The organism is Shewanella xiamenensis (assembly GCF_024971755.1).
GTDB lineage: Bacteria > Pseudomonadota > Gammaproteobacteria > Enterobacterales > Shewanellaceae > Shewanella > Shewanella xiamenensis.
The window spans coordinates 3,290,027-3,303,582 of sequence record NZ_CP079718.1; the positions used below are offsets into that span (position 1 = coordinate 3,290,027).

A 13,556-nucleotide genomic window follows, 5' to 3' on the forward strand; every position below is an offset into this window, starting at 1 on the left:
TTTATAAATGAGTGTGCTAATTAGACGCCTGTGCCTAGCAACTGCGGTATTCTGCATGAGTGGGTTGTTGGTTGCATGTGGCCCCCAACGGCTTCCTTCTGGTTTGGTCTATTGTTCCGAAGGGAATCCCGAGTCTTTTAATCCGCAGTTGGTGACCTCAGGCACTACGATCGACGCCACTTCACACCTGATTTATAGCCGATTAGTAGACTATGACGCGCTCTCTGGTCAGTTGGTTCCGGCCTTGGCAACCAGTTGGGCTGAAAGTGATGATGGTCTTAGTTATCGTTTTACGCTCAGGGAGGATGTTAAGTTTCAGCATTCTTCCCGTTTTACGCCAAGTCGCTCATTTAACGCCGACGACGTACTGTTTTCCTTCAATCGAATTATCGATAAGCATCACCCTTACCATGGTGTGTCACGCACTGGTTATCCCTTTTTTCAAAGTATTGGTTTTTCTGAACAAGTTAAAAGTGTTGAAAAAATCAATGACTATGAAGTCATCTTTCGCTTAGCCCGTAAGGATGCTTCATTTTTATCGAATTTAGCGACTGACTTTGCCGTTATTCTCTCCAGTGAGTACGCCGAACAACAACTTGCACTAGGTCACCCGGAAAATGTTGACCATTTTGCCATTGGTACAGGGCCTTTTACTTTAGTGCATTACGCCAAAAACGAATATATTCGCTATCGCCGTAATCCAGATTTTTGGGGAGAACCCGCCAATGTCGAGATGTTGGTCTATGATATCACCCCAAAAAGCACCGTGAGATTAGCAAAGTTAATCGCGGGTGACTGCAGTGTTTCAGCCCTGCCCAAAGCAGGGGAACTTCCCGTTATTAAGCAACATGAACAGCTCAATATCGAATCACAACCCGGCCTTAACGTAGCATTTTGGGCATTTAACACTCAAAAAGCGCCATTAAATGATGTTCGAGTTCGCCGCGCGCTCGCCCATGCGGTGGATAAACAAAATATCTTACGTGCTGTGTATCAAAACACCGCAATAGAGGCGATAGGCGTACTTCCACCAGCCTCTTGGGCCTACGACAGCAATAAGAAGCTACTCGATTATAATCCCCAAAAAGCCAGAGACCTGCTAAAAGAGGCAGGTATTAACAATCTCAGCATCGATATTTGGGCAATGCCTGTTGCGAGAGCTTATAATCCTAATGCACTGAAAACAGCTGAGTTAATTCAATCTGATTTGGCCAATATCGGTGTTAAAGTCAACATAATCAGTTACGACTGGAGTGTTTTTACCCAAAGATTAAGTCGAGATGAATACGATTCAGTGCTCATCGGCTGGAACGCCGATAACAGTGATCCCGATAACTTTTTCACGCCACTGCTTAGCTGCGCGTCAATGCAATCAAACAACAACCGCTCTCGCTGGTGCAATAAACAGTTTGATGCCATTCTAGACAGAGCAAGAGAAGTCTCAACACAAGCAGAGCGCAAGCAAATTTATCAAGAAGCCGAAGCATTCATCGCCGAGCAAGTACCAATGCTGAGTTTAGCTCATGCCAAACGGGTCGCTTTAACGCGTAATAATGTACATAATATGCAACTCACGCCTTTTGGCGGCATTTCCTTTACAAAAACCAGCCAAACCACACAGGAGACTAACTGATGTTAAGATACCTGTTACGGCGCCTCAATTTATTCCTAGCGACTTCACTCGTCATGATTGGTGTCCTATTTTATGCAACAGGTTTGTTCCCGATTGAACGCACCTTTGCCCTCACAGGAATACATTCACCATCTGCAGCTCAGCTTAGCCAAATCGAACAAGACTATAAGTTAGATAGCAACAAGGCGTTGCAGTTTATTGCTTATTTACAGCAAAGGCTGAGTGGTAACTTAGGGGTTTCAGTGACTTCCCATCAAAGCGTTGCAGAGGAGTTAAGTACCGTACTCCCAGCCTCCTTCGAGCTCGCCGTCATGGCCGCGGTAATCGCCATTGGTTTAGGCGTACCTTTGGGCGTTTTGGCTTCACAAAGTCAGCATAAACTCACCCAAAATACCATTATGGCTATTACTCTTACGGGTTACTCTGTTCCAGTCTTTTGGTTGGGACTGTATTTATCGCTTTGGTTTGGTGTCGATCTCGGTTGGTTGCCAATATCGGGGCAACTCAATCTTTTATATGAGATAAAACCCGTCACTGGTTTTATGCTGGTCGATATCCTACTTTCTGATTCGGAGTATCGCATATCGGCGTTTAAGGATGCACTGCTACACATTATTCTGCCAGCGACAACGCTCGCAGTGCTGCCTTTTACTGTGGTAGTACGTAGCACACGTTCTGCAATGATGAATGTGATGAACCAAACCTTTATCCGCGCAGCCGAAGCCAGAGGTATGCACACCAATACCATTATTTTACGCCATGCCTTACCCAACGCGCTTATCCCTGTATTAAAGCACTTAGGTTTAATGCTAGGTGCCTTTGCTAGCTATGCTATTGTTGTTGAAGTGATATTTTCATGGCCAGGTGTAGGCTCTTGGTTAGTATCAGGAATTTATCAGCGAGATTACACGGTTATTCAAGGTGGAATATTGGCTGTCGCCTTGCTGATCATCTTTTTAAGTATTTTGATTGAAGTGCTACATACCGTCTTCAATCCATTAAGCAGAAAAGATCTTTATGCCTCCAGTTAAAATTTATCAGGAAGATCAAATTGCTTCCCCAATGATGCGGGTCTGGCAAAATTTTTCGGCAAACCCTTTTGCCTTAGCGGGATTGTGGACCATTATTTTTCTGCTGCTGCTCACCCTCTTTGGTCCAATGATTGCGCCTTTCGCACCAGAGGCTCAAGATCCACGCGCCCTATTGTTACCTCCCTCTTGGGATCCTTCCGGCACTGTGGCGCATTTTTTAGGCACCGACGATCTTGGCCGGGATATTTTTAGCCGCTTGCTACATGGCGCGCATTTAACCTTTGGCATGGCATTAATGATTGTCGGTACAGCTCTGTTTACTGGATTTATCATCGGCTCACTTTCCGGCATGATGCGTGGATTAAAGTCTAGTATTTTGGGCCATTTGCTCGATGCATTGCTGTCAATACCTTCGCTTCTGATGGCGATTTTAGTGGTTGCCGTTATGGGGCCAGGGCTTGAAAACGTCTTCTGGGCCGTGGGCATTGCCTTAACGCCGCAGTTTGTCCGCTCTATTCATCAATCGGTCCATGAAGAATTACAAAAAGAATATGTTACCGCTGCCCGTTTGGATGGAGCCAATTCAATGCAGATTTTTTGGTATGTAATCATGCCAAACGTCTGGGAAGTGGTGATTATTCAAACCACGTTAGCCATTTCTGCCGCGATTTTAGATATTGCCGCCCTCGGCTTTTTAAGTCTTGGTGCTCAAGCCCCTAGCCCAGAATGGGGCGCTATGGTGGCGCAAGGCATGGATAATTTATTGACCGCACCTTGGACTGTAACTATTCCAGGGCTAGCGATTCTTTTTAGTGTGCTTGCCATTAACTTGGTAGGCGATGGCTTGAGATCGGCGCTTGCGCCCATCAGAAACTAACCTATGCCATTACTCGACGTTAGAAACCTGACTATTGAACTCGACACGCCCCACGGCAAAGTGCGGGCTCTTGAGAAAGTAAGCTTGACCTTGAATGCGGGTGAAATCCACGGCCTAGTGGGTGAATCCGGCTCAGGCCGTAGTCTACTCGCCAGAGCTATTCTAGGGATCCCTGGTCCCAACTGGACCATTACTGCCGACCGCATGATGTGGGATGGTAACAATCTGATGGCCATGACCTCGAAGGAGCGCCGTAATCTGATGGGCTCAGATATGGCGATGATCTTCCAAGACCCATCAGGCAGCCTTGATCCTTCGCAAACCGTGGGTAGCCAGCTGATGCAGGCCATGCCTAAGAATCCTAAAGCTTATTTTTGGCAAAAGCACAAACATGCCAAACTCACGGCGCAAAAATGGCTACACAAAGTTGGCATTAAAAATCCGCAAAAAGTCATGTCTAGCTATGCATGGGAATTATCCGAAGGCGAATGCCAAAAAGTGATGATCGCTATGGCAATTGCCAACCAGCCTAGATTATTGATTGCAGATGAGCCGACAAACTCGATGGAGCTGAGTACTCAGGCACAGATATTTCGCCTACTATCACAGCTTAACCAACTGCAAAATGTGTCGATTTTAATCATCAGTCATGAGCTTGAGACCCTCGCCCAATGGTGCGATCACTTATCGGTACTCTATTGCGGCCAAGTGATGGAGTCAGGGCCGACGGATGAATTAATTAATCAGCCCTATCATCCTTACACTAAGGCACTCTTGGATAATATGCCGGATTATTCGGGGATAGAGGCGCACAAGGCAATTATGCCAACACTGCCAGGCTCGGCGCCAGCACTCCAACATCTCCCCATTGGTTGCCGCTTAGGGCCAAGATGTCCTGAGGCGCAAAAGAAATGTGTTAATCAGCCAAGTTTGAGTCATTCAAGAGACCGCTACTTTGCCTGCCATTTCCCTTACCACGGTGAAACGACAAATGACGACTCCACTGCTTAAAGTTAACGATCTCTTTAAAAGGTATGATACTGGTTATAAAGGCTTTACCCGCCAATATAACGATGCCTTAGCCCCGGTTTCCTTTGAACTCAATCGCGGCGAAACCTTAGCTATTGTGGGTGAGGCAGGTTCAGGTAAGAGTACGTTAGCGCGTATTTTAGTGGGCGCAGAACCGCGCAGCGGCGGTGAAATTTACTTCGAAGGCGAAGCCTTAGACAGCCGTAATATCAAACAACGCTGCCGCCTTATTCGGATGATTTTTCAAGATCCTAATACCTCGCTCAACCCAAGGCTCACCATTGGTCAGTTACTCGATGAACCATTGCGCTTTAACACTCAGCTATCTGCCAAAGAGCGTAATTCTCAAGTAATTGAGACATTAAGGAAAGTCGGTTTATTACCTGAACATTCTGACTTTTATCCGCATATGATTTCTGAAGGCCAAAAACAGCGGGTTGCCGTGGCGCGGGCGCTAATGCTCAACCCCAAAATCATTATCGCCGATGAAGCGTTGACCGCTTTAGATCTGTCCGTACGCTCGCAAATCCTCAATTTGCTACTGAAATTGCAAAAAGACTTAGGATTGTCATATATTTTTGTGTCCCATAACCTCAATATTATTCGCCATGTTAGCGATAAAATTATGGTTCTTCATAAAGGCGTTATGGTTGAGAAAGCTCCCACAGAACAGATATTTAATTCACCGCAGCACGAATATACCCAAAGGCTTATTCAGGAGCAGAGCCTGTTTGTTCATAAGCGTTAAACTGCTCCAACCACTTAAATATTCAGGCAAATTGGCTAAAAATAGATGCCATTTAATCGCCGAAGTATTTATCCTATTGGTCATTTTGATAGAAGAAGCTTAAACATGATTATCAAACCCAAAATTCGTGGATTCATTTGTACCACTACTCACCCCGTTGGTTGCGAAGCTAACGTTCAAGAACAAATTGCCTTAACCAAAGCGAAGGGCAAAATCGCCAACGGGCCTAAAAAAGTCCTCGTTGTTGGTTCATCAAGTGGTTATGGCCTGTCTTCACGCATTGCCGCCGCCTTTGGTAGCGATGCAGCAACTATTGGTGTGTTCTTCGAAAAACCAGGTACAGAAGCTAAGCCAGGTACTGCTGGCTGGTACAACTCTGCCGCTTTCGACAAGTTTGCCAAAGCTGAAGGTTTGTACTCTAAGAGCATCAACTGCGATGCCTTTAGCCATGAAGCTAAACAAAAAGTCATTGAGCTAATCAAGCAAGATTTAGGTCAAGTGGATATGGTGGTGTATTCATTAGCATCACCTGTGCGCAAACTGCCAGATTCTGGCGAACTAGTACGCTCTGCGCTCAAACCAATTGGTGAAACTTACACTGCAACAGCGGTAGACACTAATAAAGACTGCATTATCGAAGCTACTGTCGAACCTGCGACAGAGCAAGAAATTGCCGATACAGTCACTGTGATGGGCGGCCAAGATTGGGAATTGTGGATTAACGCGCTCGCCGAAGCTGGCGTATTGAGCGACAACTGCAAAACCGTTGCCTATAGCTATATCGGTACTGAGTTAACTTGGCCAATCTACTGGCATGGCGCATTAGGTAAAGCCAAAATGGACTTAGACCGTGCTGCAAAAGCCTTAAACGATAAGCTCTCAGTGACAGGCGGTAGCGCCAACGTTGCCGTGCTCAAAAGCGTTGTCACTCAAGCCAGCTCAGCCATCCCGGTGATGCCACTGTATATTGCGATGGTATTTAAGAAGATGCGCCAAGAAGGTCTGCATGAAGGCTGTATGGAGCAAATCTATCGCATGTTCAGCGAGCGTCTGTTCCGTGCCGATGGTGCAAAACCTGAGACCGATAGCGATAACCGTCTGCGTTTAGACGATTGGGAATTGCGTGAAGATATCCAGCAGCATTGCCGTGATCTGTGGCCACAAGTGACCACTGAAAATCTATCAGAGCTGACCGATTATCAAGAATATAAAGCCGAGTTTATTAAACTTTTCGGCTTTGGTATTGAAGGCATCGACTACGACGCTGATGTGAATCCGTACGTTGAGTTCGATGTGATCGACCTGTAATCGTCAAGATTACACCTTGCTTTTAAACGCCACCCTCGGGTGGCGTTTTTATTTGCTGCAAACCCATGGCAATAGGCTAGAATAGCATGACCATTCAACACTAAATAAGGATAAAGAATGAAGATCAGTGCACGGAATACCCTAAGTGGCACTATTACCGCTATCGAAATTGGCTCTGTAAACAACGAAGTCACTATCGAACTGGCACCGGGCGTAGTGTTAACCTCCGTCGTGACGAAAGCATCCTGTGAGCGTTTAAACTTGAAGGTGGGTGATTCGGCTTACGCACTCATTAAAGCCAGCAGCGTGATGATTGGCGTGGATGATTAAGCTGCTGAAATAGCGCCCATATCGTTTCATAACGCACAAACAAAAAGGCCAAGTAAACACTTGGCCTTTTCTATTTGATTAGCAAAACACTTTATATTTGCTTTGCAAACATAAGGGATAGACTGAGTTATCCCTTATCAACATTAACCTTCTACAGGATAATGGATTTTCGCATTCGCTTTCAGTGACTCGATCAAACCGCGGTAATCCGCTTCGCTGTATTGTGCATTTAGGCGTTGTTTTAGTGCATTGACTAACTCATCGCTAACAGACTCAGCCGCGTTCACTTTGTCCAGTGCAATCACAGCATAGCCATTTGCTAAAGCGACAGTATCAACCACAGGTGCAGCACTCGGCGTTGGCATTTGGAAGGTTTTAGTCACAATGGCCGCGTCTAAATCCTGTGCACCACGCCCCAATTTAGCCTTAGCGATTAAGCTCACATCAGCAGCGCTCGCTTTCACTTGCGCCATTAACTCTTCTGCTTTAGCACGTGCTGCTGCGTTCGCTTGATCTTGCTTTAAACGCTCTGCGATGTCGGCCTTCACTTCGGCTAATGGCATAGTGCCCGCATCGTGATGTTCTTTCATGCGAATAACCACTACATGATTCGGCTCAAGCTCAATCACTTCACTATTTAGCCCTTGGCGCATCACTGAGTCTGAAAATGCTGCTTTTACTACATCAGGCTTGTTCAATGCCGCTGGCACATCATCACGCGAAAATAGCGGCGTTGTCTTAATCTCAACACCCACTACTTTTGCAGTTTCGGCTAAGGTATCAGGCACTTCGTAGCTGGTATCAGCCAGTTTGCTCTGCAAGCTATAGAATTGATCTACCGCTTTTTTCTCTTGTAACTGAGCAATAATCTTAGTTTTAACGTCAGCAAAGGGCACTGTGGTACCAGGCTGAACGTCTAACAGTTTGATGATGTGGAAACCAAAATCTGTTTTGACGACAGCTGAGTGTTGGCCTTTTTGCAGAGCAAAAAGCGCAGCATCGAATGAGGGGTCCATCACACCGGGCTCAAACCAGTCTAATTTTCCGCCCTGCTCTGCACTTAAGGTATCTTCAGAATTGGCTTTGGCTAACTCAGCAAAATCAGCACCGTTATCTAACTGCTTGGCTAAATCTTCAGCCTTGGCTTTCGCAGCGGCTTCATCGCTACCTGGGCCAATCAGAATGTGCGCGGCTAAACGTTTCTCGTTAGACACATATTGTGTCTTATGCTCATCGTAGTAAGCCTGAGCTTCTTCTTCGGTCACTTTGCTGTCTTTGGCAAAATCAGCCGCGTTTAACTCAACATATTCTAAACTCACCTTCTCTGGGCTCATAAACTGGCCCTGGTTGGCGTCATAGTAGTTTTTTACTTGCTCGTCTGTCACAGAGGCATTGGCAAGGTATGGCGCAGAGTCCACCACTAAATAACGAATGTCGCGAGTTTGGCCTTGCAGCTCAGCTAATTGTTTAGCTTCACCGGGTAATACAAATTCAGTGCCCACTAACGCCGCAGTTAACTGACGACGAGTCATATCGACACGCATCATGCTTCTAAAGGTTTGTGGCTGATAACCTAACTGACGCAAAATAGCCTGATAACGGTCGTTATCAAATTTACCGTCAGTTTGGAAAGCGGGTTCAGATTTAATCGCTGCAATAATTTGTTCGTCAGAAACACGTAATCCCATCGCAGCGGCAGCTTGATCGATCAGTTTGTCTGCCACTAGACGCTCGAGAACGCTCTGCTTAATGCTTTCTAGGTATCTTTCGTCCGCAGATAGGGCAGCAAACATTTCGCCCAGTTGTTGTTCCATACGAGCGCGTTCGCTCTGGTAGGCTTGTTCTAACTCGGCTTTAGTGATCTTGTCACCGTTGACTTCTGCGGCAGGTACATCGGAAGTTGAGCCTAAATAGCTACTCACCCCTGCAAATGCAAAAGATAAAATCACAAGTACGAGAATGCCTTTAGCAATCACGCCTTGCGAACCATCGCGGATCTTTTCTAACATCAGATATCTCGCTCGTTGCGATTAACAAAATAAAAAGGCGCATCAGGTTGAGATGCGCCTTTCTGTAATTAATAGGGATTATTCAGACGCTACCACTGGTAAGTGCTAAAACCCCGAGTAATGGTAGAAATTGACCTTCAAAATCCATTACTTTCAATTCGTAAAAAGCACTGTTTAAACAGTGCTTATCATTACGAACGCCTTACAAAGGCTGCGATATCAAAAATTAATTGACAGCGTCTTTCAGAGCTTTACCCGCTTTAAAAGCTGGGATCTTTGCTGCTGCGATTTTGATTTCTTCACCCGTTTGTGGGTTGCGGCCAGTGCGTTCAGCGCGCTCACGCACTTCAAAAGTACCAAAACCAACAAGAGAAATTTTATCGCCTTCTTTCAAACCTTCAGTCACAGCTGCGATAAAAGAATCCAGTGCACGGCCGGCTGCGGCTTTAGAAATGTCAGCACCAGAAGCGATTTTCTCGATTAGTTCAGATTTGTTCATGTCATCCCCTTGAATGTAATTTTTTTGCGCCGCAACCAAATCCGTCTCTAGAGCGGTCTGCGGAGGCTTTTATAACAAGCTTGAATTCAAAGTTCAAGCTGAGTTCGAAAACCAAAGAAATAAAACTAGATACAGCTCAAAGCCAGTTGCCCCAAGGGCTTGGAGCAGCTGGCTCTCCACTGACCTAGGCTACCACAGGTCTGCGCTTTGTTAAGCCCCTTTTTTCATTTTTTTTAACGTCATAGCGCATTTTCTTGCGTTATGCCAAGTTTTTAACCACTTCGAAGCCTTCAACGGGTCTTTCTAGCGCCAGTTTTAACACTTCGTCGACCCAACGCACAGGGCGAATTTCTAAATCGGCAATGACATTGGCAGGAATTTCTTCCAGATCGCGCTCATTTTCTTTTGGAATAAGCACCAATTTAATGCCACCGCGATGTGCTGCCAGCAGTTTTTCTTTTAAACCACCGATAGGTAACACTTCACCGCGTAAGGTAATTTCACCCGTCATCGCCACATCGGCGCGCACAGGGTTACCAGTGAGGCTAGAAACAAGCGCAGTACACATTGCAGCACCTGCGGATGGACCATCCTTAGGCGTTGCCCCTTCTGGCACGTGAACATGGATATCACGCTTCTCATAAAAGTCGCCGTTGATACCTAATTGTTCCGCACGGGCGCGAACAACTGTCATTGCCGCTTGAATCGACTCTTGCATCACATCGCCAAGTGAGCCAGTGTAGGTCAACTTGCCTTTGCCGGGCACTGAAGTCGCTTCAATGGTGAGCAAATCACCACCCACTTCAGTCCAAGCCAACCCTGTGACTTGACCGATTTGGTTGTTCGATTCCGCCTTGCCATAGTCAAAACGCTGCACACCGAGGAAAGACTTGAGATTATCCGCGGTGACTGTAACTGACTTGATGGATTTATCCAGCAGGATCATTTTTACGACCTTACGGCAAATCTTCGACAACTCACGTTCTAGCGCCCGCACACCCGCTTCACGAGTATAGTAGCGGATGATGCCGACTATCGCACTGTCTTCGATATGAATTTCATTCGCTTTAAGGCCGTTACGCTCGATTTGCTTCGTCAATAAATGCTGCTTAGCGATATTGAGTTTTTCATCTTCGGTATAACCCGACAGACGGATCACTTCCATACGATCTAAAAGTGGCCCCGGAATATTCATCGAATTCGAGGTCGCCACGAACATTACATCGGATAAGTCGTAGTCGACTTCGAGGTAATGGTCGTTAAAAGTCGCGTTTTGTTCAGGATCGAGCACCTCTAATAGTGCTGATGCTGGGTCGCCACGCATGTCCGAACTCATTTTGTCGATTTCATCCAGCAGGAATAAGGGGTTTTTCACGCCCACTTTGGCCATTTTTTGGATGATTTTACCTGGCATAGAGCCAATGTAGGTGCGGCGATGTCCGCGAATTTCCGCTTCATCACGCACGCCGCCTAAGGCAACACGCACATACTTACGACCCGTCGCCTTGGCAATCGATTGACCCAATGAGGTTTTACCTACACCTGGTGGTCCAACTAAACACAGGATTGGCCCTTTCAGTTGACGCACACGGCTCTGCACCGCCAAGTATTCCAGAATACGGTCTTTGACCTTTTCCAAACCATAGTGGTCAGTATCCAATACCTCTTGGGCTTTCGCTAAATCACGTTTGATTTTAGAGCGTTGACTCCAAGGCACAGACGTCATCCAATCCACATAGCTACGAACCACGGTCGCTTCGGCAGACATCGGCGACATCATACGTAATTTGTTCAGTTCAGCGACCGCCTTTTCTTTGGCATCGCTTGGCATATTGGCTTCTTCAATCTTACGATTTAAGACTTCAAATTCGTCATGGCCTTCGTCTAAGTCACCCAATTCTTTTTGGATGGCTTTCATTTGCTCGTTCAGATAGTACTCACGTTGGCTCTTTTCCATCTGCTTTTTAACGCGGGTGCGGATGCGTTTTTCAACCTGTAACAGGTCAATTTCCGACTCCATCATCGCCATTAAATATTCAAGACGTTCGCCAATATTAGTCATCTCAAGGACGGATTGTTTGTCCTCAAGCTTAAGCGGCATGTGAGCCGCCATCGTGTCAGCAAGGCGCGCCGCTTCATCGATACCTGAAAGAGAGGTTAAAACCTCTGGCGGGATCTTCTTGTTGAGCTTGATATAGCCTTCAAATTGGCCAATCGCGCTACGAACCAAGACTTCCTCTTCTTTGTCTTCTAAAGGCTCAGATTCGAGATATTCAGCCTTAGCCACAAAGAAATCTGCTTCTTGGGTATAACGCGTAATACGGGCGCGGCGACCACCTTCGACCAGCACTTTGACTGTACCGTCTGGTAGTTTCAGCAGTTGCAGAATAGATGCCACTGTACCAACGTCAAAGATATCGTCTTTGGTCGGCTCATCTAACTCAGCATCACGCTGAGCAACTAAAATAATTTGCTTATCCTGGGCCATTGCCGTTTCGAGACAACGAATCGATTTTTCTCGGCCAACGAACAACGGAATTACCATATGGGGATAGACCACCACATCTCTCAGTGGCAGCACGGGGAGTTCGATATGCGCTTCACGCTCTAAGGTCATAGTTCGATTCCGTTTAAATAAAAGGGATTTGTTAAGGAGTATATTGGGGCGGTTTAGGCCCTTTCAATGGTCAATACGAAAAAAGGAGCCCATTGGACTCCTTGATTTTCAGTTTATTAGCTATCTGTACAATTATTGTTCGCCAGAAGCCACCTGTGCTTCATTGCGCTCATAAATCAGAATCGGTGCAGACTCACCATTAACCACTGACTCATCGACAACCGCTTTCACTACACCTTCTATCGATGGGATATCATACATAGTATCAAGTAAGATACCTTCTACGATTGAGCGTAAACCACGGGCCCCTGTTTTACGTGACATGGCTTTATGGGCAATCGCTTTAAGTGCATCTTCGCGAAACTCTAATTCGACCCCTTCCATCTCAAACAGTGCGTTGTACTGCTTAGTTAAGGCATTTTTAGGCTCAGACAGAATTTGCACTAATGCATCTTCATCCAATTCAGTTAGTGTAGCAACGACTGGTAGACGGCCGATAAACTCGGGGATCAAGCCGTATTTAACTAAATCGCCTGGCTCAACTTGAGACAGGGTTTCAGATATCGTTGCTTTATCTTTTTCGCCTTTAACTTGCGCACCAAAACCGATACCCGAACCAACATGAGCACGTTGCTCAATCACCTTTTCAAGACCCGCAAATGCACCACCACAGATAAACAGGATCTTAGAGGTATCTACCTGTAAGAACTCTTGCTGTGGATGCTTACGACCACCTTGGGGTGGAACCGCGGCAACCGTACCTTCGATAAGTTTCAGCAGCGCTTGCTGCACGCCTTCACCCGATACATCACGGGTAATCGATGGGTTATCTGATTTACGGCTGATCTTGTCGATTTCGTCGATATACACGATACCACGCTGCGCTTTCTCAACGTCGTAATCGCACTTTTGCAGCAGCTTTTGAATGATGTTTTCAACGTCTTCACCCACATAACCGGCTTCAGTTAAGGTGGTAGCGTCTGCCATAGTAAATGGGACATTCAATGAGCGCGCGAGCGTTTCGGCCAGCAGTGTTTTACCACTGCCCGTTGGACCAATCAGCAGAATGTTACTCTTGCCCAATTCCACCCCATCTTTAGGGGATGAATTTCTCAGACGTTTGTAGTGATTGTATACCGCAACAGAAAGGACTTTTTTAGCTCTGTCCTGCCCAATGACATAATCATCTAAATGTGCACGCAACTCATGTGGCGTGGGTAATTTATCATTATCACGCTTGGGGGAGATTTCTTTAATCTCTTCACGAATGATGTCATTACATAACTCGACACATTCGTCGCATACATATACTGATGGGCCTGCAATCAGTTTTCTGACTTCATGCTGGCTCTTACCGCAAAAAGAGCAGTACAGCAATTTACCGCTGTCACCATTATTTTTGTTGTCGCCCATTAATTACCTCATTTGCAGTCTGCTCTACTGCTTATCTTAAACTTGTTCACTTTAAACTCAGC

Annotated in this window: 11 protein-coding genes; 7 read left to right on the forward strand and 4 right to left on the reverse strand. The window is 46.1% G+C overall.

Annotated elements, in window-relative coordinates; translation table 11 throughout:
• Positions 1-7: 7 nt before the first annotated feature.
• From KXJ80_RS15730 to KXJ80_RS15760, 7 genes are all read left to right on the forward strand, one after another.
• A complete protein-coding gene (locus tag KXJ80_RS15730; protein WP_037417223.1) occupies positions 8-1,633 on the forward strand; it encodes an ABC transporter substrate-binding protein in 1,626 nt (541 codons plus the stop codon).
• Positions 1,633-2,664, forward strand: a complete 1,032-nt coding sequence (locus KXJ80_RS15735) for an ABC transporter permease subunit (RefSeq protein WP_037417220.1) — start codon at positions 1,633-1,635, stop codon at positions 2,662-2,664. Before KXJ80_RS15730 ends, KXJ80_RS15735 begins: the two co-directional genes overlap by 1 nt.
• A complete protein-coding gene (locus KXJ80_RS15740; RefSeq protein ID WP_037417217.1) occupies positions 2,651-3,541 on the forward strand; it encodes an ABC transporter permease subunit in 891 nt (296 codons plus the stop codon). Before KXJ80_RS15735 ends, KXJ80_RS15740 begins: the two co-directional genes overlap by 14 nt.
• Before the next feature lie 3 nt (positions 3,542-3,544).
• A complete protein-coding gene (locus KXJ80_RS15745) occupies positions 3,545-4,552 on the forward strand; it encodes a peptide ABC transporter ATP-binding protein (protein ID WP_037417214.1) in 1,008 nt (335 codons plus the stop codon).
• Complete coding sequence (locus KXJ80_RS15750) at positions 4,533-5,318, forward strand: peptide ABC transporter ATP-binding protein (protein ID WP_037417209.1); 786 nt, start codon at positions 4,533-4,535, stop codon at positions 5,316-5,318. The genes KXJ80_RS15745 and KXJ80_RS15750 overlap by 20 nt, the downstream gene beginning before the upstream one ends.
• Before the next feature lie 105 nt (positions 5,319-5,423).
• The gene (gene fabV, locus KXJ80_RS15755; protein ID WP_218738352.1) at positions 5,424-6,626 is read left to right on the forward strand and encodes an enoyl-ACP reductase FabV; all 1,203 of its coding nucleotides are present in this window, start codon (positions 5,424-5,426) and stop codon (positions 6,624-6,626) included.
• Positions 6,627-6,743: 117 nt separating this feature from the next.
• Positions 6,744-6,956: a TOBE domain-containing protein gene (locus KXJ80_RS15760; protein ID WP_037417205.1), complete on the forward strand. Its 213-nt coding sequence runs from the start codon at positions 6,744-6,746 to the stop codon at positions 6,954-6,956.
• A 143-nt stretch (positions 6,957-7,099) separates the two neighbouring features.
• Here KXJ80_RS15760 and ppiD read toward each other — a convergent pair whose 3' ends face one another.
• The 4 genes from ppiD to clpX all read right to left on the reverse strand — a co-directional run bounded on the left by ppiD (position 7,100) and on the right by clpX (position 13,494).
• Positions 7,100-8,965 carry a peptidylprolyl isomerase gene (ppiD, locus tag KXJ80_RS15765; RefSeq protein WP_218738351.1) on the reverse strand — a complete coding sequence of 622 codons (1,866 nt, stop codon included), beginning with the start codon at positions 8,963-8,965 and terminating at the stop codon, positions 7,100-7,102.
• Between the two features lie 226 nt (positions 8,966-9,191).
• Positions 9,192-9,479 (reverse strand): nucleoid-associated protein HU-beta, encoded by a 288-nt coding sequence (gene hupB, locus KXJ80_RS15770; RefSeq protein WP_255211589.1) that lies wholly within the window; start codon positions 9,477-9,479, stop codon positions 9,192-9,194.
• A gap of 244 nt (positions 9,480-9,723) precedes the next feature.
• Entirely contained in the window at positions 9,724-12,081 is a 2,358-nt protein-coding gene (lon, locus tag KXJ80_RS15775; RefSeq protein WP_037428151.1) for an endopeptidase La, read from the reverse strand.
• A 132-nt stretch (positions 12,082-12,213) separates the two neighbouring features.
• Positions 12,214-13,494, reverse strand: a complete 1,281-nt coding sequence (clpX, locus tag KXJ80_RS15780; protein ID WP_144345839.1) for an ATP-dependent protease ATP-binding subunit ClpX — start codon at positions 13,492-13,494, stop codon at positions 12,214-12,216.
• Between the last annotated feature and the right edge of the window lie 62 nt (positions 13,495-13,556).